This is a genomic window from Microbacterium sp. No. 7, from assembly GCF_001314225.1.
Classification (GTDB): domain Bacteria; phylum Actinomycetota; class Actinomycetes; order Actinomycetales; family Microbacteriaceae; genus Microbacterium.
Genome location: NZ_CP012697.1, coordinates 2,743,508 through 2,769,041, shown reverse-complemented (window position 1 = coordinate 2,769,041; position 25,534 = coordinate 2,743,508). Strand labels below are relative to the sequence as shown.

23 protein-coding genes are annotated in these 25,534 nt (G+C 72.2%); 12 read left to right on the top strand and 11 right to left on the bottom strand.

The annotated features are described in order from the left end of the window. Nucleotides 1-69 precede the first annotated feature (69 nt). Nucleotides 70-1,128 (top strand): anthranilate phosphoribosyltransferase, encoded by a 1,059-nt coding sequence (trpD, locus tag AOA12_RS12850; protein ID WP_054687026.1) that lies wholly within the window; start codon nt 70-72, stop codon nt 1,126-1,128. A gap of 86 nt (nt 1,129-1,214) precedes the next feature. Here the strand turns inward: trpD and AOA12_RS12845 are convergent, their stop codons facing one another. The 3 genes from AOA12_RS12845 to AOA12_RS12835 form a co-directional block, all read right to left on the bottom strand. Beyond that, nucleotides 1,215-2,132, bottom strand: a complete 918-nt coding sequence (locus tag AOA12_RS12845; RefSeq protein WP_054683329.1) for a 5'-3' exonuclease — start codon at nt 2,130-2,132, stop codon at nt 1,215-1,217. 275 nt (nt 2,133-2,407) lie between these two features. After that, complete coding sequence (locus tag AOA12_RS12840; RefSeq protein ID WP_054683327.1) at nt 2,408-3,274, bottom strand: hypothetical protein; 867 nt, start codon at nt 3,272-3,274, stop codon at nt 2,408-2,410. Next, nucleotides 3,268-3,765, bottom strand: coding sequence for a hypothetical protein (locus AOA12_RS12835; protein WP_156366495.1), 498 nt, complete (start codon nt 3,763-3,765; stop codon nt 3,268-3,270). The genes AOA12_RS12840 and AOA12_RS12835 overlap by 7 nt, the downstream gene beginning before the upstream one ends. A 91-nt stretch (nt 3,766-3,856) precedes the next feature. Here AOA12_RS12835 and AOA12_RS12830 point away from each other — a divergent pair, with 91 nt between their 5' ends. From AOA12_RS12830 to coaE, 6 genes are all read left to right on the top strand, one after another. After that, nucleotides 3,857-4,261, top strand: a complete 405-nt coding sequence (locus AOA12_RS12830) for a YchJ family protein (RefSeq protein WP_054683323.1) — start codon at nt 3,857-3,859, stop codon at nt 4,259-4,261. Between the two features lie 189 nt (nt 4,262-4,450). Beyond that, nucleotides 4,451-5,902 carry a 30S ribosomal protein S1 gene (rpsA, locus tag AOA12_RS12825; RefSeq protein WP_054683320.1) on the top strand — a complete coding sequence of 484 codons (1,452 nt, stop codon included), beginning with the start codon at nt 4,451-4,453 and terminating at the stop codon, nt 5,900-5,902. Nucleotides 5,903-6,090: 188 nt separating this feature from the next. Then, the gene (locus AOA12_RS12820; RefSeq protein ID WP_054683319.1) at nt 6,091-6,882 is read left to right on the top strand and encodes an SDR family NAD(P)-dependent oxidoreductase; all 792 of its coding nucleotides are present in this window, start codon (nt 6,091-6,093) and stop codon (nt 6,880-6,882) included. A gap of 135 nt (nt 6,883-7,017) precedes the next feature. After that, nucleotides 7,018-8,604, top strand: coding sequence for an urea amidolyase family protein (locus tag AOA12_RS12815; protein ID WP_054683316.1), 1,587 nt, complete (start codon nt 7,018-7,020; stop codon nt 8,602-8,604). Further along, nucleotides 8,601-10,385, top strand: a complete 1,785-nt coding sequence (locus AOA12_RS12810) for an acetyl/propionyl/methylcrotonyl-CoA carboxylase subunit alpha (RefSeq protein WP_054683314.1) — start codon at nt 8,601-8,603, stop codon at nt 10,383-10,385. The genes AOA12_RS12815 and AOA12_RS12810 overlap by 4 nt, the downstream gene beginning before the upstream one ends. A 36-nt stretch (nt 10,386-10,421) precedes the next feature. After that, nucleotides 10,422-11,027 (top strand): dephospho-CoA kinase, encoded by a 606-nt coding sequence (coaE, locus tag AOA12_RS12805; RefSeq protein ID WP_054683312.1) that lies wholly within the window; start codon nt 10,422-10,424, stop codon nt 11,025-11,027. Here coaE and AOA12_RS12800 read toward each other — a convergent pair. From AOA12_RS12800 to AOA12_RS12785, 4 genes are read right to left on the bottom strand one after another with little or no spacing between them, the layout of a single operon-like run. Then, nucleotides 11,008-11,607 (bottom strand): DUF4126 domain-containing protein, encoded by a 600-nt coding sequence (locus AOA12_RS12800; RefSeq protein ID WP_054683310.1) that lies wholly within the window; start codon nt 11,605-11,607, stop codon nt 11,008-11,010. The two genes, coaE and AOA12_RS12800, sit on opposite strands and share 20 nt — an antisense overlap. Before the next feature lie 12 nt (nt 11,608-11,619). Continuing rightward, the gene (locus AOA12_RS12795) at nt 11,620-13,395 is read right to left on the bottom strand and encodes a carbohydrate-binding domain-containing protein (RefSeq protein ID WP_054683308.1); all 1,776 of its coding nucleotides are present in this window, start codon (nt 13,393-13,395) and stop codon (nt 11,620-11,622) included. Beyond that, on the bottom strand, nt 13,377-14,228 hold the full coding sequence (locus AOA12_RS12790) for a polyphosphate polymerase domain-containing protein (RefSeq protein ID WP_082406237.1): 852 nt from the start codon (nt 14,226-14,228) through the stop codon (nt 13,377-13,379). The genes AOA12_RS12795 and AOA12_RS12790 overlap by 19 nt, the downstream gene beginning before the upstream one ends. Continuing rightward, nucleotides 14,225-14,821 carry a DUF4956 domain-containing protein gene (locus AOA12_RS12785; RefSeq protein WP_054683306.1) on the bottom strand — a complete coding sequence of 199 codons (597 nt, stop codon included), beginning with the start codon at nt 14,819-14,821 and terminating at the stop codon, nt 14,225-14,227. Before AOA12_RS12785 ends, AOA12_RS12790 begins: the two co-directional genes overlap by 4 nt. Nucleotides 14,822-15,341: 520 nt before the next feature. Between AOA12_RS12785 and uvrB the strand changes: the two genes are divergently transcribed. Next, a complete protein-coding gene (gene uvrB, locus AOA12_RS12780; protein ID WP_054683304.1) occupies nt 15,342-17,426 on the top strand; it encodes an excinuclease ABC subunit UvrB in 2,085 nt (694 codons plus the stop codon). Between the two features lie 77 nt (nt 17,427-17,503). Further along, nucleotides 17,504-17,836, top strand: a complete 333-nt coding sequence (locus tag AOA12_RS12775; RefSeq protein ID WP_054683302.1) for a TfoX/Sxy family protein — start codon at nt 17,504-17,506, stop codon at nt 17,834-17,836. Nucleotides 17,837-18,040: 204 nt separating this feature from the next. Here the strand turns inward: AOA12_RS12775 and istB are convergent, their stop codons facing one another. Beyond that, on the bottom strand, nt 18,041-18,838 hold the full coding sequence (istB, locus tag AOA12_RS12770; protein WP_054678490.1) for an IS21-like element helper ATPase IstB: 798 nt from the start codon (nt 18,836-18,838) through the stop codon (nt 18,041-18,043). Beyond that, a complete protein-coding gene (gene istA / locus AOA12_RS12765) occupies nt 18,838-20,040 on the bottom strand; it encodes an IS21 family transposase (protein ID WP_082405821.1) in 1,203 nt (400 codons plus the stop codon). The genes istB and istA overlap by 1 nt, the downstream gene beginning before the upstream one ends. A gap of 612 nt (nt 20,041-20,652) precedes the next feature. Here istA and AOA12_RS12760 point away from each other — a divergent pair. Further along, nucleotides 20,653-22,308 carry an HNH endonuclease gene (locus tag AOA12_RS12760; protein ID WP_082406235.1) on the top strand — a complete coding sequence of 552 codons (1,656 nt, stop codon included), beginning with the start codon at nt 20,653-20,655 and terminating at the stop codon, nt 22,306-22,308. Nucleotides 22,309-22,457: 149 nt separating this feature from the next. Next, nucleotides 22,458-23,426 (top strand): epimerase, encoded by a 969-nt coding sequence (locus AOA12_RS12755; protein ID WP_054683298.1) that lies wholly within the window; start codon nt 22,458-22,460, stop codon nt 23,424-23,426. Here AOA12_RS12755 and chrA read toward each other — a convergent pair. Both chrA and AOA12_RS12745 read right to left on the bottom strand, forming a co-directional pair. Then, nucleotides 23,423-24,652 (bottom strand): chromate efflux transporter, encoded by a 1,230-nt coding sequence (gene chrA, locus AOA12_RS12750; protein WP_054683295.1) that lies wholly within the window; start codon nt 24,650-24,652, stop codon nt 23,423-23,425. The genes AOA12_RS12755 and chrA overlap by 4 nt on opposite strands. Nucleotides 24,653-24,760: 108 nt before the next feature. After that, nucleotides 24,761-25,021, bottom strand: coding sequence for a hypothetical protein (locus AOA12_RS12745; protein ID WP_082406233.1), 261 nt, complete (start codon nt 25,019-25,021; stop codon nt 24,761-24,763). A gap of 32 nt (nt 25,022-25,053) precedes the next feature. Between AOA12_RS12745 and AOA12_RS12740 the strand changes: the two genes are divergently transcribed. Continuing rightward, nucleotides 25,054-25,491 carry a MarR family winged helix-turn-helix transcriptional regulator gene (locus tag AOA12_RS12740; protein WP_054683291.1) on the top strand — a complete coding sequence of 146 codons (438 nt, stop codon included), beginning with the start codon at nt 25,054-25,056 and terminating at the stop codon, nt 25,489-25,491. The last annotated feature ends 43 nt before the right edge of the window (nt 25,492-25,534 follow it).

Below are 25,534 nucleotides of genomic sequence, written 5' to 3'. Positions count from 1 at the left end.
ACGGCTCGTCGGAGCCGCCCGAAAACGCGCTGAGAGTTCGCCACGAGGCTGCCGATAGGATCGATGCTCATGGCGGATCTGTACTCGTGGCCGGGTGTTCTCGACGCAATCCTCGATCGGCGCGACCTCAGCGTGTCGGAGGCCACATGGGCGATGCGCCAGGTGATGGAGGGTGCCGCGACGCCGGCGCAGCTGGCCGGATTCCTCGTCGGCCTGCGGGCGAAGGGCGAGACGGTCGACGAGGTCGTCGGCTTCCGCGACGCGATCCTGGAGGCCGCGGCGCCGCTGGAGGTCTCGCCCGACGCGCTCGACATCGTCGGCACGGGCGGCGACCGCTTCGGCACGGTGAACGTGTCGACCATGGCGTCCATCGTCGTGGCGGCCACGGGCGTCCCCGTCGTCAAGCACGGCAACCGGGCGGCCAGCTCGGCCTCGGGCTCGTCCGACGTGCTGTCGGCGCTCGGCGTCGATCTCACCGTCTCGCCTGAGCGTGTCGCGCAGATCCTCGACGAGGCGGGCATCACCTTCGTCTTCGCCGCCGCGTTCCACCCCGGGTTCCGGCACGCGGGTCCCGTGCGCGCCGAGCTCGGCGTGCCGACCGTGTTCAACATCCTGGGCCCGCTGTGCAATCCGGCGCGCCCCGAGGCGAGCGCCGTGGGCGTCGCCGCCGCCGATCGCATCCCGCTCATCACGGGCGTGTTCCGCACCCGCGGCGCCACCGCGCTCGTGTTCCGCGGCGACGACGGCCTCGACGAGCTCACGACGACGGGGCACAGCCGCATCTGGGAGGTCAGCCGCGGCGACGTGCACGAGCACGACCTCGACCCGCGCGACCTCGGCATCCCGTTCGCGAGCATCGATCAGCTGCGTGGCGCGGACGCCGCCCACAACGCGGGCGTCGTGCATCGCGTGCTGCAGGGCGAGACGGGGCCCGTGCGCGACATCGTGCTGCTGAACGCGGCGGCCGGCATCGTGTCGTTCGAGCTGTCGCGCGATGCGGGGCAGGTGCAGCGCCCGATCCTGGAGCGGCTCGCGGCGGCTCGCGACCGGGCCGCCGCGGCGATCGACGCCGGGGCCGCGGCCCGCACGCTCGACGCGTGGGTCGCCGCCTCGAAGACGCAGGGCTGAGAAGACGCGGGCTGAGAAGACGCAACGCTGACCGCGCCGCCGGATCGGGCCGGCGTCCGCTCTCAGGTCTCAGGCGCGCGCGGGTCTCAGGCGCGCGCGGCGAGGGCCGCGGCGGCGCGCGCGGCGCGGTCTCCGAGGCTCCAGCGCGCGGCGAGGGCCGCGACGGCGGCGTCGTCGGGCGCGGAGATGCGGCTCGGCTCCGGCGAGACGTCGAGGTCGCGCACGACCTCGACGACGCGCGGCGCGACGGCCAGGTAGTCGGCCGCGGCGAGGATCTTGGCGCGCACGCCCGCCGACATGCCGGCGCCCGCCTCGGCGGCGCGCAGGATGCCGGCCAGGTTTTCGTGCGTCGTCAGCAGTGTGGCCGCCGTCTTCTCCCCGACACCGGCCACACCGGGAAGACCGTCGGAGGCGTCGCCGCGCAGCACGGCGAAGTCGGCATACTGCGCGGGCCCGATGCCGTAGCGCTCGGCGATCGTGCCGGCGGTGACGTCGTCGAGGTTGCTCATGCCGCGTCCCGTGTAGATCACGCGCACGCCGCGCGCGTCGTCGACGAGCTGGAACAGGTCGCGATCGCCCGTGACGACGTCGGTCGGCAGGTCCGACACCGTCGCGAGCGTGCCGATGACGTCGTCGGCCTCGTGCTCGGCGCACCCCGCGATGCGGATGCCGAGGACGCCGAGCGCCTCGCGGATCACCGGCACCTGCACCTCGAGCCGGTCGGGCACCTCCTCGGCGTCGGGGCCGGCGTCGTGCGGCTCGACGACGCGGTGCGCCTTGTACGAGGGGATGAGGTCGACGCGCCACTGCGGGCGCCAGTCGTCGTCCCAGCAGGCGATCAGGTGCGTCGGCTCGTAGGCCGCGACGAGCTTGGCGATCATGTCGAGCAGCCCGCGCACGGCGTTCACGGGCCGGCCGTCGGGGGACTCGAAGCGGTCGGGCACGCCGTAGAACGCACGGAAGTAGAGGCTTGCGGTGTCGAGCAGCATGAGCCGGCCAGTCATGGCCTCATCCTGGCACGCGCCCGCCGTCCTGGTGCCCGCCCGCCGTCCCCGCGGGTGAGTCAGGCCTCAGTGCAGGCGTGCCGGACGAGGGCGTGCGCTTCTCGCGAGGGTGCTGGTTGTTCTCGCGAGGGTGCTGTTCTCACGAGGGTGCTTTCGAAAGCACCCTCGGCGGGACAACTGGCACCCTCGCGGAGGTAACTGGCACCCTCGCGGAGGTAACTGGCACCCTCGCGGAGGTAACTGGCACCGTGGGGATGAGCGGGGGGGGACCTCGGTCAGGGTGGGGGGCAGCCGGGTCCGTGGGGGTCTTCGATGCAGGTGTGTTGGACGAGGGCGGTGCGTTTCTCCAGGACGGTGATGTCGGTGGTGGGGCTGGTGAGGGGGAGGATGCCGGGGATGGGGTGCCATCCGGTGCCGGTGTCGATTTCGGCGGTGTAGATGACGGTCACGGTCGCGGGGTAGGTGCCGCGGGTGTCGTAGATGTGGGTGGTGTCGGTGGGGGTGAACTGCGAAACCCCGAGGGTCTCCCAGGAGACGCCGCCGGTCGTGGTTGTGCTGGTGGTGCCGTCGCCGTGGTCGAAGTGGTAGTGGGTGGGGGTGAAGCGGACGGTGACGGGGTGGCCGAGCAGGTCGCCGGTGGTGGTGTGGGTGTCGGCGTGGGTGTAGAGGTTGGTGGGTGCGCCGGTGATCCCGAATCCGAAGGGCTCTCCGATCAGGTCGGGTGGGGTGGGGGTGAAGGAGGCCAGGTCGGTGATCGTGACACCCGAGACGGCGGGGACGGCCTCGGTGGGGGTGGTGCAGTCATTGGTGCAGGTGTCGGGTGGGGGTGTGGGGTTGGTGAGGGGCCAGGGGCGGGCGTCGTGACGCTCCGGCGGCGGACCGGCCGGGATGACCGGGGTCACCCAATCTGTCTCGATTGACGGAGCCTCGTACGTGCCCCCGCCGGCATCGCCCCCACCGGTATCGCCGGCGCCGGAGTTGCCGTCGTTTCCGTCGGTGCCCGGGACCTCGTACGAGGCCTCCATCTCTACCGACGAACCCGTGTTCGTGACCTCGCACTGGCCAGAGATCCTGTCGGCGTACGCGCAGAAAGTGGATGCCGACACACTCAGGGCTGCTCCCGCGATCATCGCCGTCAGCATGTCGCCTCCTTGGCAACCGAATTGGTGATGAATAATGTGCCTGCTCGGTCGGTGAGAGTGACCTCAAGCGGCAGCCGATCTGGGCGGTCGATGGGGGTGATGTCGACGTCACTCGCGTCAAGAACGCGCGTAGCGCTTGCGTCGATGCAGGCGGTGATCACGACGTCAGGAAAGTCCACCTCGGCAAGGGTGACCTCGGCGAGCGTGCTTGCGCCACTGAGCCGGATCCCCTCCGACTTCATCCTTTGCTCACTTCGGATGCTGGACTCGAGTGCGTGACCTGACAGGAACGAGAGTGGGTCCGCGGTCGAATCCGGGTCCTCTTGTTTCTCGTTCACGGCATCCACATACGCCCGATACGTCGCCTCCGCGGCTGCGAACGCCTCGTCGTCGTTCTCGAACGCAGCGGGCTCCGCGGCCGGCGCGCACCCCGTTCCGAGCGAGGCGGCGAGGACGGCGGCGGCGAGGAGGGCGAGAGGACGGCGGTGCATGGGCGATACGGTAGCCATCAGCATCCGTCGACGCGGAAAGTTGTCCACAGCCCGTCGTGAACGGCTGGGGTGGCACATGTCAGGGGAGCACATGTCATTCGGGAACGTCGCGCCCGGACCCGCGCGCAGGCCGCATGCCGATGCGCCGTGCCCGTGCGGCGGCGGGCGGTACGGCGCGTGCTGCGGCCCGCTGCTGGACGGCCGCGCGGCCGCTGATCCCGAGGAGGTCATGCGCTCGCGGTTCACGGCGTTCGCGCTCGGCGACGCGGCGCACCTGCGGCGCACGTGGCATCCGTCGACGCGGCCGTCCGATCTCGTGCTCGATCCCGCCGTCGCGTGGGAGCGCCTGGAGGTCGTCCACGCCGACGGCGACACGGTGACCTTCCGTGCGCACTGGCGCGATGCGGGCACGGGGGAGCGGGGCGTCCTCGCCGAGGTGAGCAGGTTCGTGCTGCGCGGCTCGCGCTGGGTCTATCTCGACGGTGCCGTCGCCTGATAGCATGAATCGTCACTCGTGTGATGCTTCTGGCGTGCGTGTGCGCGTACCAGCGTGCGTGCGGGCCGCGAGCAGCCGGTGACAGCAATCCAACCACCGTCTCGCACCACGGCATCCGCTCGCCCACGCAGCGGCCGGATCCCGGCGGCGCGAGCCCGAACATCCCCACCTACAAGGACAACCCACTACATGACTAACGCAACGACCGCCCCGGCCACCAAGCAGGTCGCCATCAACGACATCGGATCTGCTGAGGACTTCCTGGCCGCGGTCGAGAAGACCCTGAAGTTCTTCAACGACGGCGACCTCATCGAGGGCACCGTGGTGAAGATCGACCGCGACGAGGTCCTGCTCGACGTCGGTTACAAGACCGAGGGCGTCATCCCCTCGCGCGAGCTCTCCATCAAGCACGACGTCGACCCGAACGAGGTCGTCCAGGTCGGCGACGAGGTCGAAGCCCTCGTCCTCCAGAAGGAGGACAAGGAAGGCCGCCTCATCCTCTCCAAGAAGCGCGCGCAGTACGAGCGCGCCTGGGGCGACGTCGAGAAGATCAAGGAGAACGACGGCGTCGTGACCGGTCAGGTCATCGAGGTCGTCAAGGGCGGTCTCATCGTCGACATCGGTCTGCGCGGCTTCCTGCCCGCCTCGCTCATCGAGCTGCGCCGCGTGCGCGACCTCACGCCGTACCTCGGCCAGGAGCTCGAGGCGAAGATCCTCGAGCTCGACAAGAACCGCAACAACGTCGTGCTCAGCCGCCGCGCGCTGCTGGAGCAGACGCAGTCGGAGTCGCGCTCGAACTTCCTCAACAACCTGCACAAGGGTCAGGTCCGCAAGGGCGTCGTCTCGTCGATCGTCAACTTCGGCGCGTTCGTCGACCTCGGCGGCGTGGACGGCCTCGTGCACGTCTCCGAGCTGTCGTGGAAGCACATCGAGCACGCCAGCGAGGTCGTCGAGGTGGGCCAGGAGGTCACCGTCGAGATCCTCGAGGTCGACCTCGACCGCGAGCGCGTGTCGCTCTCGCTGAAGGCGACCCAGGAAGACCCGTGGCAGGTGTTCGCCCGCACCCACGCGATCGGCCAGGTCGCGCCGGGCAAGGTCACCAAGCTCGTCCCGTTCGGCGCGTTCGTCCGCGTCGCCGACGGCATCGAGGGCCTCGTGCACATCTCGGAGCTGTCGGGCAAGCACGTCGAGCTCGCCGAGCAGGTCGTCTCGGTCGGCGAAGAGGTCTTCGTGAAGATCATCGACATCGACCTGGAGCGTCGCCGCATCTCGCTGTCGCTCAAGCAGGCGAACGACTCGGTGGACCCCTACGGCACCGAGTTCGACCCGGCCCTCTACGGCATGGTCACGGAGTACGACGAGAACGGGGAGTACAAGTACCCCGAGGGCTTCGACCCCGAGACCAACCAGTGGAAGGAAGGCTTCGACGCCGAGCGCGAGAAGTGGGAGCAGGAGTACGCCGCTGCCCAGGCTCGCTGGGAGGCCCACAAGGCCCAGGTCGCCAAGGTCCTCGAGGCCGAGGCCGCCGCTCCCGCCGACCTCGGCGGGTCGACCTTCTCGTCCGACTCGCAGGGTCTCGGCGGCACGCTCGCCGACGACGAGGCGCTCGCCGCTCTGCGCGAGAAGCTGTCGGGCCGCTGATCGGCTGAACCCCCATCGCGACCGGCGTCGCGATGATCCGAGCTCCCCGGGTGGGACGGAGGCCTCCGTCCCACCCGGGGAGCTCTGTCTTTCCCCTCTTCATGACTTCTTCTATGCTCATGATTACGAATGTTCGTCACGGCGCGCGGGCGTGCGGTGACGAGGGATCACAGAGGGGTGATGCACAGATGGCCGAGCGTTTCGCGGGCAAGACCGCCGTCGTGACGGGAGCGGGATCGGGCATCGGTCGCGCGATCGCCGTCGCCCTGGTGCAGGAGGGCGCGCGCGTCGTCGCGAACGACATCGACGAGGATGCCGTCGTCGCCCTCGCCGACGAGCTCGGCGTCGAGAACGTCGTGCCGCTGAGCGGCGACACGTCGGACCCCGCCACCGGCGCGGCGCTCGTCGACGCCGCGCTCGGGCTCGACGGTCGCGTCGACGTGGTCGTCAACAACGCCGGCGTCCACCGGATCGTCCCCGCCGAGAGGTTTCCCATCGAGCTGTGGGCGCGCACGATCGACGTGAACCTCAGCGGGTACTTCTACGTGGCGCAGGCCGCCGCCGCGCCGATGATCCGTCAGCGCGGGGGCGCGATCCTCAACGTGGCGTCGACCACCGGGGCCGCCGCGGCGCTGCACAGCGCCGCGTACGTCGCGTCGAAGCACGGCGTCGTGGGACTGACGAAGGCGCTCGCGGTCGACTGGGCGCCGTACGGCATCCGCGTGAACGCGATCGGTCCGGGCCTGACCCGCACGACCATCGTGGACGAGTACGAGGCGAACGCGCCGGAGCTGTTCGCCCAGCGCAAGGCGCGCATCCCGCTCGGACGCGAGGCGACCGCGAGCGAGCAGGCGGCGACCGCGCTGTTCCTGCTGTCGGACGAGTCCAGCCACACGACGGGCCAGCTGCTCGTGGTCGACGGCGGCGGGCACGCCCTCTACTCCGGCTATCAGGCGCTCCCGCTCGCCGATCCCGTCTGAGGCGGGCCGCGCGCCGCGACGGTGTAGAACAATCGGAGGCGGAGCATCCGCCCCGAGAGGCGCACCGATGGAGGAGACCCCGATGACCGCGGACGACGACGGCGAGATGCGCCGCGCGCCGGACGGGTGCGCGCGATGAGGTTCCTGCCGTTCGGAACGGACGCCGTGCTGATCGAGGCCGGCGACCTGGGCGCGGCGATGGCCGTGCGCGCCGCGCTCGTCGCGGCGGGCGTTCCCGGCGTCACCGAGGTCACGTCGGCGGCGCAGACGGTGCTCGTGCGCCTGCGTCCGGAGCTCGCCGACCTCGACCGGCTGCGCGCCGTCGCCGCGCAGGGGGCGCGGGCCGCGCACGCCGGGGTCGCCGCGCTCGGCGAGACGATCGAGATCCCCGTGCGCTACGACGGCCGCGATCTCGCGGAGGTCGCCGCCCTCGTCTCGCTCGACGTCGACGAGGTCGTGCGGCGGCACAGCGCAGCGACGTACCGCGTCGCCTTCACGGGCTTCGCCCCGGGGTTCGCGTATCTGACGGGCGGGGATGCCGTGCTCGCCGTGCCCCGGCGGGCGACGCCGCGCACGCAGGTGCCCGCGGGCGCCGTCGCGGTCGCGGGACCGTACTCCGCGGTGTACCCGCGGGCCGGCGCGGGCGGCTGGCAGCTCATCGGGCGCACGTCGACGCCCCTGTGGTCGACGGGCGCGACGCCCCCGGCCCTGCTGCGCCCCGGTCACGGCGTGCGCTTCGTCGCGGTCGACGAGCTCCCCGCCGTCGCCGCGCCCGCGCCGGGTGAGGACCGGGGCCCGGCCGCGGCCGCGGCGCGGGTGCTGCGGGCCGCGACGCCCGCGCTCGTGCAGGACCTGGGACGCTCCGGGGCCGCCGACAGCGGCGTGCCGCCCGGTGGCGCGATGGATCGCGAGGCGTTCCGCCGGGCGAACAGGCTCGTCGGCAACCCACCGGACGCCGCGGCGATCGAGGTGGCCGGCGGCGGGTTCGCGCTGCGCGCCGAGCGCGCGCTCGTCGTCGCCGTCACGGGTGCCGCGGGGCCCCTGACCCGCACCGACGTCGGCGGGCGCCCGTGCGACGTCCCCGCCGACGAGGCCGTCGCGCTGGATCCCGGAGAGACGCTCGCCCTCGGCGCGCCCACGCGGGGCGTGTACCGGTACGTCGCCCTGCGCGGCGGCGTCGACGCCCGCGCGGAGCTCGGGTCGCGCGCGACCGACGTGCTCTCGGGCCTCGGCCCGGACCCGCTCCGGGCCGGCGACGCGCTGTCGCTGCGGGGACGTGCCGTCGCGGCGACAGCGGCATCCGCGGCGGGACGCGCGCTCCCCTCGGCCGATGACGTGCTCACGGTGCGCGTCGTGCGGGGTCCGCGCGACGACTGGTTCGGCGACGACGGGTGGCGTGCGCTGGTCGGGCAGGAGTGGACCGTGACGACGCAGTCGAACCGCGTGGGCATCCGCCTGCGCGGCGCACAGGCCATCGGGCGATGCCGCCCCGGCGAGCTGCCCAGCGAGGGCATGGTGCGCGGCGCGATCCAGGTGCCGCCCGACGGCGCGCCCGTCGTGTTCGCCGCGGACCACCCCGTGACGGGCGGCTACCCCGTGATCGCGACGGTCACGGCCGACGACATGGATCTGCTCGCCCAGGCGCCCGCGGGGGCCCGGGTGCGGCTGCGCGCCGTCGCGCCCGCCCGGGCGCACACCGACACCGAGGGAGACGCACGATGACGGACACGCGATCGCGGCGCCTGCGCAAGGTGCTCATCGCCAACCGCGGCGAGATCGCCGTGCGCATCGCGCAGGCGGCCGCGGAGCACGGCCTGACCTCGGTCGCCGTCTACGCGGATGCCGACGCCGACGCGCTGCACGTCGCGGTGGCCGACGAGGCGTGGGCGCTGCCGGGCGACACGGTCGCGGAGACGTACCTGTCGATCCCGGCCCTGCTCGACGTCGCGCGGCGCAGCGGTGCGGACGCCGTGCATCCCGGCTACGGCTTCCTCTCCGAGAGCGCCGCGTTCGCCCGCGCCGTCGTCGCGGCCGGTCTCACCTGGATCGGGCCGGCGCCCGAGACGATCGAGGCGCTCGGCGACAAGGTGACCGCGCGCGGCATCGCCGCGCGCGTCGGGGCGCCGCTCGTGGCGGGCACCGACGGCCCCGTGCGCTCGGCGGAGGACGCCGTCGCGTTCGCCCGCGAGCACGGGGTGCCGATCGTCATCAAGGCGGCGCACGGCGGCGGCGGCCGCGGCATGCGCATCGTGCACCGCATCGAGGACGTCGCGGAGCAGTACGCGTCGGCGGTGCGCGAGGCCACGCTGGCGTTCGGGCGCGGCGAGTGCTTCGCGGAGCAGTACCTGGAGCGTCCGCGCCACGTCGAGGTGCAGGTGCTGGGCGACGGCCGCGGGCGCGTCGTGGTCGTCGGCACGCGTGACTGCTCGACCCAGCGGCGTCACCAGAAGCTCGTCGAGGAGGCGCCGGCGCCGGCGCTGACGCCGCAGCAGGACCAGCGCATCCGGCAGGGCGCGCACGACATCTGCGCGGCCGTGTCGTACGCGGGGGCGGGCACCGTCGAGTTCCTGGTCGGCGCGTCGGGCGCGGTGTCGTTCCTCGAGGTCAACACGCGCCTGCAGGTCGAGCACCCCGTGACCGAGGTCACGACGGGCGTCGACCTCGTGATCGAGCAGTTCCGCATCGCCGAGGGGCGCGGGCCGTCGATCGACGCGCCCCCGGCGCCCCGCGGCCACGCGCTCGAGTTCCGGATCAACGCCGAGGACCCCGGGCGCGGCTTCCTGCCGTCGCCCGGGCGCATCGACGTCTTCGACGCGCCCGGCGGTCCCGGCATCCGCATCGATGCGGGCGTGCGGGCCGGATCGCCGGTGCCCGCGGCGTTCGACTCGCTCGTGGCGAAGCTCGTCGTGTGGGCGCCGACGCGCGCCGCGGCGATCGAGCGGGCCCGCGTCGCGCTCGCCCGGTTCCGCATCGACGGCGTGCCCACGCTGCTGCCGTTCCACCGGCGGCTCGTCGACGAGCCGCGCTTCCGCGACGCCGACGGCGGCGGCATGCACACGCGCTGGGTCGAGGAGGAGTGCGCCTGGCTCGACGGGCTCGCGGCGCCCCGCTCCGACGCGCCCGGCGCGGCCATCGCCTCGAGCTGGATCGAGATCGACGGCCGCCGGCACGCGCTGCGCCTGCCGGCCGCGCTGCTGGCCGGTGCGCGGGTCGTCGCCGGGGAGGAGACGACCGCGGCCTCGCCGGAGGAACGCGCCGAGGCCAGGGCCGAGGCGAGAGCAGTGGTGAGGGCAGTGGTAAGGGCAGAGGGCGGCGGCACGCTGCGCACGTGGGCGGTCGACGACGGCGCCGAGGTGTCCGACGGCGAGCCGGTCGCGGTCGTCGAGGCCATGAAGATGGAGACGACGATCCCCGCGTCGGCGTCCGGCGTGCTGCGGCGGCGCGTCGAGCCGGGGGCGCAGCTGCGGGCCGGCGAGGTCATCGCCGACATCGTGCCGCGCTGATGCGATGACCCGTCGCCGCGTGGCATCCTCGTAGCCATGCCACTCATCGCGCTCACCGGCGGCATCGCGTCGGGCAAGTCCACCATCGCCGCGCGTCTCGCCGACCACGGCGCCGTGATCGTCGACGCCGACGCGATCGTGCGCGAGGTGCAGGCGCCCGGCTCGCCCGTGCTCGCCGAGATCGCGCGCGCCTTCGGGGACGACGTCATCCTCGAGGGCGGAGCGCTCGACCGGGCCGCGCTCGGGGCCCGCGTGTTCGGCGACGCCGACGCGCTGCGCACCCTCAACGCGATCGTGCACCCCGCCGTGGGCGAGGAGGTCGACCGGCGCATCGCGGCGGCGGTCGCCGCCGATCCCGACGGCGTGGTCGTCTACGACGTGCCGCTGCTCGTCGAGGGACGCGGGGGCGGCACGTGGGACCTCGTCGTCGTCGCGCACGCGCCCGTCGACGTGCGGCGGCAGCGTCTCGTCGAGCTGCGCGGGTTCACGCCCGACGAGGCCGCCGCGCGCGTCGCGTCGCAGGCCACCGACGACGAGCGTCTCGCGATCGCGGACGTCGTGATCGAGACCGGCGGCAGCCTCGACGACACGATCGCGGCCGTCGACCGCCTATGGGAGCGCGTCAGGCCGCCGGCTCGCTGACCGCGCGGGCGCGTCGCCGCGCGCGGCGCAGCATCGTCACGGCGATCCACACCAGGGCGACGATCAGCAGCCCGGCGAGGATCGGCACGAACACGGCGAGGAGGATGAGGGTGAACGCCGACACGTCCTCGACGGTCGACAGCAGCGGCGCGGCGAGCCCGAAGGTCGCGACGTTGGCGACCGGCCGCAGGGCCGCCTTCAGCAGGTGCATGCCGAGCGCGATCGCGATGCCGACGGCGATCGGGATCCACGCGCCGTCGGCGAGGATGCTCGCCGGATCGTCGAGCGACAGCGTGCCCGAGCTGGAACCGGCGCCGAACGCGATGCCGCCCGAGGCCGGGCGGATGACGGTCTGGAGCGCGTCGTTGACGGAGTCGATCGCGGGCACCTTGTCGGCGACGATCTCGACGACGAGCAGGATGCCGGTGATCCAGAGCGCGACGTCGCTCGACAGCCACGCCCACGTCGCGGGCAGTTGGATGACGTCGGTGAACCGGTCGGCCAGGCCGACGAGGAACAGCGGCATCCACGCGTTGAGCCCGGCGGCGGCCGCCAGGCCCGATCCCACGAGAAACTCCATCACGCCTTCACTCTAGGACGCCGCGCCGTCCGGCCGGCCCTCTGGGCCTCTTTCGGGGAATCCGCCGCCCCCGCCGCCGGGGAATCCGCCCGCTCCGCCGGGGCCCATCCCCGTGGTGAGCCCGGTCCCGGCCGTCGCCGCGGTCGTCGTGCCGTCGACGACGACGTCATAGGAGTCGCCGGCGACCAGGCCCGCGTCGCTGACCAGCAGCGCGTCGAACGAGGCGGCGGACGTGAACGAGGCGACGAGAGCGCCCGCCGCGTCCAGGATCTCGACGGTCGAGCCCGCCGAGCCGGACGCGGAGGCCGAGACCCACGTCTGCGCCCCGCCCGGGACTTTCAGCGTGCTGCCGCCGACGAGCACGACGCCGCCGTCGATCGTGACGGCGCCGTTGGCGTCGACCGCGCCCTCGCCGCCCCCGGTCGGGCCGTAGACGGCGATCTCGCCGCCCGAGATCGTGATGGACCCGTTCGAGTCCAGGGCGTCGCCGCGGGCGACGACGGTCACCGTGCCGCCGGAGATCACGAGGCTCTCGCCCGTGTCCGCCTCGCCGGCCATGCCGCCCTGCCCTCCCGAGGCCGTGTTGCCCGCGGCGTTGATGCCGTCGTTGCTCGCGGTGACCGAGACCGTGCCGCCCGAGATCGCGACGTCCACCCCCTCGAGGCCCTCCACGGCCTCGGCGATCGTGACGTCGCCGCCGCGGATCTCGAGCCGCTGCTCCGCGTGCACGCCGTCGTCGCCCGACGAGATCGTGAGCGTGCCGCCGCCGATGCCCACGGAGCCGTCGGAGTGCAGCCCGTCGTCGGCCGCGTCGATCGCGATGTCGCCGCCCTCGACGACGACCGTGACGCCGGCGGCCACGCCCTGCGGCACGTCGTCGGCGGCGGTGGCCGCCGTGCCCGCGACGATCGAGACCGTGCCGTCGGTGACCACGACGTCGGTGGCGGCGGAGACGCCGTCGTCGCCGCTGGTGAGATCGATCGTGCCGCCCGCGAGCCAGACGTAGCCCTTCGTGTCGTCGCCGTCCTGGTCGCTCTTGAGCGCGTCGCCTCCGGCGGTCACGGTAAGCGTGCCTCCGGAGACGACGAGCGCGTCCTTGCCGCGCAGCCCGTCGTCGGCCGCGTCGACGGTGATCCCACCGGAGAGGACGACGAGATCGTCGGTGCTCGTGATGCCGTCGTTGCCGTTGCCGGTCACGGTGAGCGATCCCGTGCCGGTGATCGTGAGATCGGCGTCGGCGTGGATCGCGGCGTTGGTGTCGGCGCCGTCCGGATAGGACGCGGCGTCCGACACCGTGTTGTCGCCCGTCAGGGCGATCACGACGTCGTCGGCGGTGCTGACGGTGATCGCCGGCCCGTCGGATGCCGCGATGTCGGCGCCGTCGAGGATCAGCACGACCCGCGCGTCGTCCGGCGCGGCGACGACGACCCGGCCCTCCAGCGAGCCCGAGAGGCGGAAGACCCCGGCATCCGTGATCGTCACGGTGGATCCGGAGACGCGGACCCCGTCGGAGCTCGACGTCGCCGTCGCGCCGTCGAGCGCGATGTCGACCGCGTCGGACGCCGACCAGTCTCCGTCGTAGACGACGGTGGCGTCGGCGTTCGCGGCCAGCACGGCGGCCGCGTTCAGCCCGGCCCCGGGCACGGCCTCGTTCGTCGCGCCGGGGGCGGTGGTCGTCGCGGCGTCGATCCACGCCGCGGGCTCCGAGGCGGCGGAGGAGCAGCCGGCGAGCACGAGCGCCGTGACGGCGAGCGGAGCGGCGGCGAGGGTCAGGCGGCGGTGGGACATGGTGTCTCCTCGGGGTCGGGACGGGTGACGGCGGTGCGGGGATCGGCCGGGGCGGCGCGATGCGGCATCGGCGAGCGATGCGACGGCGCGAACGGGCCGTCGAGCAGCCGTGCCCAGCGGTTGCGGGGCAGCCGGTCGTCGAGGGCCGCGAGGCCGGTCGCGTACTTGCTGACGGTCGCCGGGCGATGGCCGGAGCGCCAGAGCAGGCGATCGACGGCGGACGCCGACGACGGCGACTTCGTCTCGACGATCGCGATGTCGCGGAGCGCGAAGCCCGCGCCGTCGGGCCCGACCCAGGCGAGATCGGTGTCGATCGTCGCACGGGCGGCGCCGTCGGAGCACAGCAGGGTCGCACGACGGTAGCGGGTCGTCAGCGTCGCACGCAGATCGTCGGCGCGCCCGGGGGCGACGCCGATCGTCGCGAGAGCCGCGGCGACCTCGGTCCGCGCCTGCGGCGTGAGCTCGGCGCGGCGCGCGGTGTCGTAGGGGTCGCGGTCCTTGACCGTCGTGCCGCGGGCGCCCCGCGTCTTGATCTCCAGGAACGAGCCGCCCGTGTCGAGATAGCTGCGGGTGCGCAGCTTGAACCGTCGCCGCCGCGGGCGCGCCGCCATCCGGAAGCTCAGCAGGTCGGGGGTGTCGAAGTACACCGACTCGTAGGCGAAGTCGCGGGCGCCGTCGATCTCCAGGACGCGGGTGCCCGGGTCGAGCGCGGCCAGGACGGCGTCGACGCCGCCGCGGGGGACGACGTACTTGCGATCCACGCGCGCCAGGAGCGCGGCCTCGGCGACGAGCTCCTCGAGGCCGATCGCGTCGAACCGCGTCAGGTCGGTCATCGGACCGCCTCCGCGTCGTCGAGGGCGACGCGCACCGCGCGCGCCGGCGCGACGCGGTAGCGCACGTCGACGAGCGTCGTGTCGTCGACGAGGTCGAGCTCCTGCAGCGAGATCGAGGCGATCTCGGCGCCGAGCCGGGCGGCCAGCTCCGCGCGGAGCTCGTCCTCGTCCGCGATCGCGCGATCGATCCGCACGAGCTGATGGCGGGCCCGTGCGAGGAGGAACGGATGGTCGGCGGCCCACATGACGAGCAGGATGAGCACGATCAGCCCTGTGACCGGCCATGGGTCGGTCTGCGGCAGGCCGGCGACGAGCCCGATCGCGAGCGCCGCGAAGTAGTACGCGACCTCGCGCTGGGAGATCTCCGACGAGCGCAGGCGGATGATCGACAGCACCCCGAAGATGCCGAGGCCCAGGCCCATCGCCACCTCGGCGCTGCCGAGCACGGAGGCCACGACGAGCACGCCGACGTTCACGCCGAGGAAGGCGACGACGAGGTCGCGGCGGTGGTGACGCCGGTAGTACAGGCCGAGGCTCAGCAGGAGCGCCGCCGCGAGGTCGACGCCGACGAGGACGAGGGAGGGGAGGGTCATGGAGTTCTCCTGATGTTCATGTGCTGGTCACCATTCGAGGCGCCGTTCCTTGGTCGTTCCTAAGCCGCATCCCGGTCCGGGGTATGAGTTCGGGCGCGCGGGGAGGGCGGCGCGGTCCGGGCGCGGCGGCGTGCGATCGACGGCGCGGCGACGGTCCTCGCGACGATTCAGGGGATGCCCAGCCGGGGACATCGAGGCGAGATCGGGGTGTCATCGCGCGTTCACGCGTCGCGGCTAGCCTGCCAGTGCGGCCCGGCGGCATCCGGCGGACCGGGCGTCATCCGGGGGGAGAACGAGGAATGGATCGGCGACGTACGTGGCAGTCTCCTGAGAACGAGTCCGACGAGCCCGAGTGGGACGACTTCGCCACCGGCGACTTCGAGTCGGGCGAGGACGACAGCCTCTGAGAACGTGTTCTGAGCACGTGTTCTGAGCACGGCCTCGGGGCATCGTGCCGGCCGCGGGCGGTGCGGACGGCCCGCACCGCCCGCGTGTCGGAGGTGCGATCTACGCTGGAGGCATGCAGACCACGCGCTCCGTCCGGCCGTTCGAGGTCATCAGCGAGTACCGGCCCAGCGGCGACCAGCCGCAGGCGATCGCGCAGCTCGCCGCGCGCATCAACGCCGGCGAGACCGACGTCGTGCTGCTCGGCGCGACCGGAACGGGCAAGTCGGCGACGACGGCCTGGCTCGTCGAGGCGGTGCAGCGGCCGACGCTCGTGCTCGCGCACAACAAGACCCTCGCGGCGCAGCTCGCGAACGAGTTCCGCGAGCTCATGCCGAACAACGCCGTCGAGTACTTCGTCAGCTACTACGACTACTACCAGCCCGAGGCCTACGTTCCGCAGACCGACACCTTCATCGAGAAGGACTCGTCGATCAACGCCGAGGTCGAGCGCCTCCGGCACTCCACGACCAACTCGCTGCTGTCGCGGCGCGACGTCATCGTGGTCTCCACGGTCTCGTGCATCTACGGCCTCGGCGCGCCGGAGGAGTACCTGCGGGCGATGGTCGCCCTGCAGGTGGGGGAGCGGTACGACCGCGACGCCCTCATCCGCAAGTTCATCGCCATGCAGTACAACCGCAACGACGTCGACTTCTCGCGCGGCAACTTCCGCGTGCGCGGCGACACGATCGAGATCATCCCGGTGTACGAGGAGTTCGCGGTGCGCATCGAGCTGTTCGGCGACGAGATCGAGGCGCTGTACATGCTGCATCCGCTCACGGGCGACGTCGTGCAGAGGCTCGACAGCGTGCCGATCTTCCCGGCGTCGCACTACGTGGCGGGCACCGACACGGTGCAGCGCGCGATCGGCACGATCGAGACGGAGCTGGCAGAGCGGCTCGCGGAGCTGGAGGGGCAGGGAAAGCTGCTCGAGGCCCAGCGGCTGCGCATGCGCACGACGTTCGACCTCGAGATGCTGCAGCAGCTCGGGTTCTGCTCCGGCATCGAGAACTACTCGCGTCACCTCGACGGGCGCTCGGCCGGCGAGCCGCCGCACACGCTGCTCGACTTCTTCCCCGACGACTTCCTCATGGTGATCGACGAGTCGCACGTGACGGTGCCGCAGATCGGCGCGATGTACGAGGGCGACGCCTCGCGCAAGCGCACCCTCGTCGACCACGGCTTCCGGCTGCCGAGCGCGCTCGACAACCGGCCGCTGCGCTTCGACGAGTTCAAGGCGCGCATCGGGCAGACCGTCTACCTGTCCGCGACGCCGGGGCGCTACGAGATGGGCATCGCCGACGGCGTCGTGGAGCAGATCATCCGCCCCACGGGCCTCGTCGACCCGCAGATCGTCGTGAAGCCGTCGAAGGGGCAGATCGACGACCTGCTCGAGGAGATCCGCGTGCGCGTCGAGCGTGACGAGCGCGTGCTCGTCACGACGCTCACCAAGAAGATGGCCGAGGAGCTCACCGACTTCCTCGGCGAGCACGGCGTGCGGGTGCGCTACCTGCACTCCGACGTCGACACGCTGCGCCGCGTCGAGCTGCTCACCGAGCTGCGGCAGGGCGTGTTCGACGTGCTCGTGGGCATCAATCTGCTGCGCGAGGGCCTCGACCTGCCCGAGGTGTCGCTCGTCGCGATCCTGGATGCCGACAAGGAGGGCTTCCTGCGCTCGGGCACGTCGCTCATCCAGACGATCGGGCGCGCCGCGCGCAATGTCTCGGGCGAGGTGCACATGTACGCCGACACGATGACCGACTCGATGAAGGCCGCGATCGAGGAGACCGAGCGCCGCCGCGAGAAGCAGCTCGCGTACAACGCCGAGCACGGCATCGACCCCCAGCCGCTGCGCAAGAAGATCGCCGACATCACCGACGCGCTCACGCGCGAGGCCGACGACACCGACCGCATGCTGCGGGGCAAGGGGAAGGGCGCGTCGAAGACGAAGTCGGGCAAGGGCAAGAGCCCGACGCCGCAGCTGCGCCAGGGCATCGCCGCCGAGGGGGCGACGCAGCTGGAGGCGACGATCGAAGACCTCACGGCCCAGATGCTCGCCGCCGCCGGCGAGCTGAAGTTCGAGCTCGCCGCGCGCCTGCGCGACGAGGTGCAGGACCTCAAGAAGGAGCTGCGCGCGATGGAGCGTGCGGGGCACGCCTAGCGCGCAGTCGCACGGCGAGGACGACACGGGCGTGAGCGAGCGGAGGATGCGGGCGTGAGGGCGAGGAGGACGCGGACATGAACGAGAGGCGGGCCGAGCTGGCCGACCGGATCCGGGCGATGCTGTCGGGCGAGCGTGTGGAGCAGAAGCGGATGTTCGGCAGCCTCGCGTTCATGGTCGACGAGCGCCTGCTCGTCGCGGCGTGGGGCGACGGCGACCTGCTCGTGCGCGTGGACCCCGAGCGCAGCCCCGAGCTGCAGCTCCTGCCGGGCGCCCGGCAGGCCGAGATGGGCGCCGCCCGCCGGTCGATGGGCCCCAGCTGGCTGAGCGTCGACGCCGACGCGATCGCCGACGACGACCGGCTGCTGTTCTGGATCGACGTCGCCCGCGAACACCACGCCTCCCGCTGACCCCCCGCGCTCGGCGGTCGCCCACCTCGCCCCGCTGGTTGAGTAGCCGCCGCAGGCGGCGTATCGAAACCCATGTAACGGTCCGCGGGAAGGGTCTCGATACACTCGCGGCTCCGCCGCGAGCACTCGACCAGCGGGACGGTGTCGGCGGCGCTCGAACTCTGGACGCTTTCGGCGCTCGAAAAGTGAACGGTTGCGGGCAGTCTAGCTAGGTGTTTCGTCGGTGGTGGTGCGGATGCTGGGGAGGCTGTCGATGCCGCGGCCGCGGAGTCGGTAGCTGGCGCCTTTGAGGGTGAGGACGTCGGCGTGGTGAACGATGCGGTCGATCATCGCGGCGGCAACGGCCTGGTCGCCGAAGACCCCTCCCCAGCTGGAGAACGGCAGGTTCGAGGTCAGGATCAGTGACGCGTGCTCGTAGCGGCTGGAGACGAGTTGGAAGAACAGGTTCGCTGCGTCTTGTTCGAACGGGAGGTAGCCGACTTCGTCGACGATGATCAGCCCGTAACGCCGCAGCCGGGCGAGCTCTTTCGGGAGGTTGCCTTGCCGGTGGGCGTCGGTGAGGCGGGTGACCCAGTCGGTCGCGGTCGCGAACAGCACTCGGTGCCCGTGGCGGGCGGCGACGATTCCGAGCGCGGTCGCGAGGTGGGTCTTCCCGGTTCCGGGAGGGCCGAGCAGGACCACGTTCTGCGCTTCGAGGAGGAACCCTCCCGAAGCGAGCGCCGCGATCTGCTGCCGAGTGGCTGGTTGCGCGTCCCAGTCGAAGTCCTCGAGCGTCTTCCGGCTCGGGAACCCGGCCGCTTTGATCCGCAGCTCCGCGCCGGAAGCGTTGCGAGCGCTCACTTCGCGTTCGAGGACGGCGGCGAGGTAGTCCTCGAACGACCACCCGGCGTCGCGTGCTTGGTCCGCCATCCGGGCTGCGGCCTCCGTGATCCGGGGTGCCTTGAGTGCGCCGGCGAGGTAGGTGATCTGCTTCACCGACTCGCTGGTCTTCGAGGTAGCCATCAGGCGACTCCTTCGATCCCGAACGCCCGGTCGTAGTCCGCGAGATCACGCGCCAGGTCATCAACGGGATCAGGACGTGGGGTCTGGAACTGTTGCCGCAGCCGTTTCGCGGCCTCCAGATGTGCGGGATCGGTGATCGTGGAGCCGCGCGCCCAGACCCGCGCGTGGTCAGCGACCAGCCTGTCCTCCAGGCGCACCCGAACACGGTCGAGATCGGCGATTACGTCGACAAACCGGCCTATCGCGGCGGGATCGACGGAGTAGTCGCTCGCGTCGAGGCGGACGTAGTAGTCCCGCCCGAGGCGGACTCGTTCTCGCCAGCCCAGTTGCAGCGGGATCGGCGGCAACGGGAGCATCCGTGAACGGTCGTGGCCGATCAGATCGACCGGGCGTGCCTTGATCGTCCGCACCACCCTCGCGTTCGCTCTCTCCAGCCAGCCCTCCAGCTGGGCGTTGAAGTCCGCCGGGGAAGTGAACGTGCGGCCGGGCATGAACGAGGTCTCGAGCCAGCCGTTGCGGCGCTCCACGATCCCTTTCGATTCCGGGTCGTAGGGCCTCAGCTGCACGACCTTCGTCGCGAGGGTCCCCGCGAACGCCGCAACACCTTGCGCGAGGCGGCCGCGCTGCCCGATGCCGGACTCGTTGTCCCAGATCAGCCGCCGCGGGACCGCGCCGAGCCGTTGGATGAGATCCCAGTGCCCGAGCAGCAGATCCTCCGTCTTCCTGGTCGGGATCATCCGCGCAGTCACGAACCGCGAATGCGCCGCGACGATCACCAACACCGGCAACAGCGCCGTCGTGCCGTCCTCGAGCGGGATCTTCCGCGGCGGGAACCAGAGATCACATTGAGCCGCATCGCCCGCCGCCCACGAGAGCCGATCCGCCGGGTCGACCGGGTGATGCTCAGGTCGCAGTCTCACGACATTGTCCCGGAACCAGCGGATCGAGCCCTCCCAACCAACCCGCTCCGCGAGCACCGTCGCCGGCATCCGCGGATGCTCGGCGAGCAACGCCCGCACCCGCACCTCGAACGGCGTGAACGACGTCGGCCGCGGCGACCGCTCATACTTCGGCGGCCCGTCGGAGTTCACCGCCTTGATCACGGTCGTCCGCGAGATCCCCAACCGCGCCGCGATCTGCGCTTTCGGAACCCCGTCCGAAGCCAGCCTCCTGATCAGCGCCCAGTCTTCCAAAGTGATCACTCTCCAATCGTTGAGTGTCCACTTTTCGAGCGCCGCTATCGATCAGTTCTCAAGCGCCGTCGACAGACGGGACGCCTCGGCCCGCCTACCTCACCCCGCACCCACCCCCGCTGGTTGAGTAGCCGCCGCAGGCGGCGTATCGAAACCCGTGCAACGGTCCGCGGGAAGGGTCTCGATACACTCGCGGCTCCGCCGCGAGCACTCGACCAGCGGGAGAGAACACCACCAGCGGGAGAGAACACGACCAGCGGAGAGAGAACACCACCAGCGGGAGAGAACACCACCAGCGGGGAGAGAACGCGACCGAGGGCACGCCCATGCCCCGTCCTCACCCCGCTGGTTGAGTAGCCGCCGAAGGCGGCGTATCGAAACCCTCTCCGTCGACGCGATACCCCCTCACCCCGCACACACCCATGCCTTCCACCGCGGAACCCGACCAACGGTCATTGTTCATATCTACGAAAATTCATGCTATACTTATTCCGAGAGATTCGAAACACGCGGTGGGTGGGGCTTCGGCCCCGCTGGGGATAGACAGCCTGCACGACGGCAACGAGGGAAGAGAACGAGTCTCGCTCCTTTCCCTGTCCACGTGTCCCCACGGGAGTTTCCGTGTCTCATCCTCAACCGCTCGACGGTCCCCGCAGCACCGCGGCCGCCGCCGGGAGCACTGTGCACCGGCCACCCCGCGAGCTGTGCCGTGCCGACGAGGTCGTGGACGCGTTCGTCGCGGCGGCGCGTGAGCGGAGCGCGCTGGATGCCCGGGAGATCCGCATCCTCGCCCGCGCGGCCGAGCTCATCGGCGGTGATGGCCCGCGATCCGAGGTCACCCGAGATCTAGCCCGCCGATCGCTCATCGCCGAGCTGGCGGCCGCGACCCGGATGAGCGAGTGGACGGTCACGCGGCTGCTCAACCAGGCCGTCGACGTCTGTGCCCGGTTCCGCGTGGCGGTTGACGCCGTGGAACGGGGCGAGATCTCCCGCATCCACCTGCTGACGATCTATGAGGCCGGTGCCGACATCGAGGACGATGCGCGTGTCGCCGAGTACGTGACCCACGCGCTGGGCAAGGCGCGTGTCCTCACGCCGGGCAGGCTGCGCCCGATCGTGACCGGGCTCGCGGAACGCTACCGCGACCGTTCCCTGGCCGAGCGCGCCGCCCGCGCGGCGGAACGACGCCGTGCCGGCGTGCGCGATCTCTCCGACGGGCTCGCGGAGCTGTTCGCGATCCTGCCCGCGACCCTCGCGCACGCGATCGACGACCGGCTCACCCAGCAGGCCCGTGCGATCAGAGACGAGCGTGATCGTGGGCGGAGGACGCATCAGGACGCGCTCGATGGCGTGACCCTGGCGGATGCTGGCGTGCCGGATACCGGTGTGACGGATACAGGCGTGGCGGATGCCGGCGTGGCCGATGCCGACGTGGCGGAGCGCGATGGCGACCGTGCGCGGGACGGCGGTGGCGATGACGTGCGCGAGACCGATGGCGACGAAGGGAACCGCGGAAACGACGGGAGCGACGGGGACGACCGGAACGACGGGCGCGACGGGGACGACGGAAGCGATGGGAACGCCGGGCGCGATGGGGACGACGACGACCGGCCCTCGGCGGACACTCGCACCCTCGATCAGCTCCGCGCCGATGTCCTCACCGACCTGCTGCTCACCGGAACGCCGGACACCTGCCTCGGCGGTGACGGGCTCGGGCACATCCGCGCGAACGTGACGATCACGATTCCCGTGCTGTCGATGGCGGGCGACTCGACGGAGCCCTGCATCCTCGCGGGCCACGGGCCCATCGACCCCGTGACCGCCGCCCGGCTGGCCGGCGCGGCATCGGGGTGGGACAGGGTGATGACCTCGCCGCTCGACGGAGCCGTCCTCGCGACGGATCGCTATCGTCCACCGGAGGCGCTGCGGAGGTTCCTCCGCGCGCGGGACGAGCACTGCCGCTTCCCCGGGTGCCGCAGAAACGCCGTCCGCTGCGATGTGGACCACACGATCGACGCCGCGAGAGGCGGCCCCACGACACCCGGCAACACGGCGCACCTGTGCCGCCGGCATCACACCGTGAAGCATCACACCGCCTGGTCGGTGCGGCAGGAGGCGCCGGGCGTGCTGGTGTGGACCAGTCCGTCCGGGCGCCGGCACACCGATCGACCCGAGCCGACCGTGAGATTCGTGCCGGAGCACGCGCTTCCGCCCCCGCCACCCCGAACGCGACGGTGGTACGCCGACCTCCCGTCGGCGACCGATGCCCCCTTCTGAGCGCGAGTGAGCGCGAGCGAACCTTCGGAGCGTGCGCGAACCTTCGGAACGCGAGCGAGCCTTCGGAACGCGAGCGAACGCGAGCAAGGCCGAGTGCCGGGAAGCTGATCGTGAGGAACGGAGATGGTGACGGAGGATAGGGTGCCGTCATGACGAAACGCACGGCGGTCATCGCGGGTGCGTCGGGCTTTCTCGGTCGCGCCCTGCACGCGGCCCTCGGCGACGACGGCTTCCGCGTGCGCACGGTCGGGCGCCGCGGCGACGCCACGTGGGCCGATCCCGACGCGATCGCCGCGGAGATCGACGGCTCCGACGTGCTGATCAACCTGGCGGGCAAGAACGTCAACTGCCGCTACACCGATGCTGCGCGCGACGAGATCCTGCGATCCCGTGTCGAGACGACGCGCGCGCTGCGCGCGGCGGTCGAGCGGGCGGCGCGTCCGCCCGCGGTGTGGCTCAACGCCTCGACGGCCACGATCTACCGGCACGAGATGCGCGCGCCGAACACCGAGGCGACGGGCGTGATCGGCACGGGCTTCTCCGTCGACGTCGCCCGGGCCTGGGAGGCGGAGCTCTTCGCCGGCGACCCGCCCCCGACCCGTCGTGTCGCGCTGCGCATGGCCGTCGTGCTGGGCGACGGCCCCGCGACGAACCTCCTCCTCCGTCTCGCGCGCACCGGTCTGGGCGGCACGCAGTACGACTGCTGGGCGCCGCCGCATCGTCGCTACCGCGGAATCGGCGCCGAGCCGACGGACGACCCTGCGCACTGGCATCGCACCCGCGGACGCCAGCGGTTCAGCTGGATCCACGTCGACGACGTCATCGGCGGCGTGCGATTCCTGATCGATCGCGACGACCTCGCGGGGCCCGTCAACCTCGCCGCACCGAACCCGAGCGACAACCGCACGCTCATGCGCACGCTGCGGCGCGTCGTGGGCGCCCCGATCGGGCTGCCGTCCAACCGGCTCATGCTGGAGCCCGCGATGTGGGTGCTGCGCACCGAGCCCGAGCTCGTGCTCAAGAGCCGCTGGGTGCTGCCCGGCGTCCTCGACGCGTCGGGCTATCGCTTCGCGTTCCCGGAGCTCGAGCCCGCGCTGCGGTCGATCGCGACGCGCTAGCCCGGCAGAAGCCAGGCGCCGAGCACCGCGGCGCCCAGCACGACGGCCCACGCGGGCGCCTTCCAGGCCGACAGCGCCACGAACGCCGCGATCGCGACGCACATCGCGCCGATCGACGTGATGCCCTCCGTGAACACGGGCGAGTACAGGGCGGCGGCGAGGATGCCGACGACGCCCGCGTTCGCGCCCGCCAGCGCGCCCCGTGCGACGGCGGAGCCGCGCAGCCGCTCCCAGAACGGCAGCACGCCCACGACGAGCAGGGCGCCCGGCAGGAAGATCGCGACGAGCGCGATCGCCGCGCCGCCCAGGCCCGACGGAGCGGACGTCGACGCCGCCCCCAGGAACCCCGCGAACGTGAACAGCGGGCCGGGGACCGCCTGCGCGAGGCCGTAGCCCGCGAGGAACGCGTCGGCGCCGATCGTGCCGGCCTGCACAGTCTCGGCCTCCAGCAGCGGCAGCACGACGTGCCCGCCGCCGAAGACGAGGGCGCCGGCGCGATAGTACAGGTCGAAGGCCGACACCGTCGGGTCCGCCAGCACCGCCGCCGCCACGGGGAGCCCCGCGAGCAGCACGCCGAAGGCGACGAGGCACGCGACCGCCACGGCACGCGGCATCCGCACGGCGAAGGACTCGTCGACGCTCGGCGCCGGGGTCGTCCCCCGCAGCAGGACCAGCCCCGCGACGGCCGCCGCGCCGATCGCGCCGACCTGGCCCAGGGCCCCGGGAACCGTGAGCGCCACGATCGCCCCGGCCCCCGCGATGGTGGCGCGCGGCGCGTCCGGCGCGAGCGTGCGCGCCATGCCCAGCACGGCGAGCGCCACGACCGCGACCGCCGCGGCCTTGAGACCCGCGATCCATCCGGTGCCGTCGAGGCCGTCGATCGCCGCCAGTCCGTAGGCGCACGCGACGAGCACGATCGCCGAGGGCAGCGTGAAGGCCGCCCATGCGGCGAGCAGGCCACCCGCGCCCGCGCGCTGCAGGCCGATCGCCATGCCCACCTGGCTCGACGCCGGACCCGGCAGGAACTGGCACAGGGCGACCAGGTCCGCGTACGCCCGGTCGGTCAGCCAGCGCCGCCGCACGACGAACGCCTCACGGAAGTACCCGAGGTGCGCCACGGGGCCGCCGAACGACGTGAGGCCGAGCACCAGGAACGCGCGGAACACCTCGCCCACGCTCCCCGGATGCCGTGCTCCCGGGAGCCGGTCGTCTCGCCCCTCGGCCATGACGTCCCAGTCTGACCGGGCCGGCGTCGCCGGCTCAAGTCCGCGCGGGTCTGTTCACCGAGACGTCATCTGCGCCGTCCGTGTCCGTGCGGTGCTCACGGGCGACGCTCACGGGCAGTGCATGAGCGGCTTCGGACCCGAGCGGTCGAAGGTGTGCTCCGACATGGGGCGGCGGCACAGCGGGCACGCGCGCTCGGCGCGCGAGGGCTCGGGCTCGGTCTCGTACGGCCCCACCGACGCCGGGCCCGCGAACCGGATCAGCTTCGCGTTGAGGTACGCGTACCACCCGCCCGCCTCCCTCACCCGCGCGCTCAGGCTCTTGCGCGGGTTCGCGGGCGTGCCGTCGGGATCGTTTCGCGTCATGATCATTAGTGTACTAACGAAAGCGTAGGATGGATGCCATGGACCCGCGCGACGAGCTGCTGAGGCTCGAGAACCAGCTGTGCTTCGCGATCGTCACGGCCGCGCGCAACGTCGTCTCGATCTACCGGCCCATCCTCGAGCCGCTCGGCCTCACCCACCCGCAGTACCTCGTCATGCTCGCCCTCTGGGAGAGCGCGCCCCGCTCGCTCGGCGAGCTCGCCGAGGAGCTCGCGATGGAGCCCGCGACTCTCTCGCCGCTCGTGAAGCGGCTGGAGGCCCAGGGCCGCGTCACGCGCACCCGCCGCGCCGCCGACGAGCGCGTGCTGGAGATCGGCCTCACCGACGACGGGCGCGCGCTCCGCACACAGGCTCTGAGCGTGCCCGAGCAGGTCATGGCGCACGTGGGGATGGACGCCGCGCAGCTCGCCGCGGTGCGCGACGGGCTCGCTCCGTTCGCGGGCCGTCGTTCGCCCTGACCGAACCGCGAGGCCCGTGTCGGACCCCCAACCTAGACTTGTC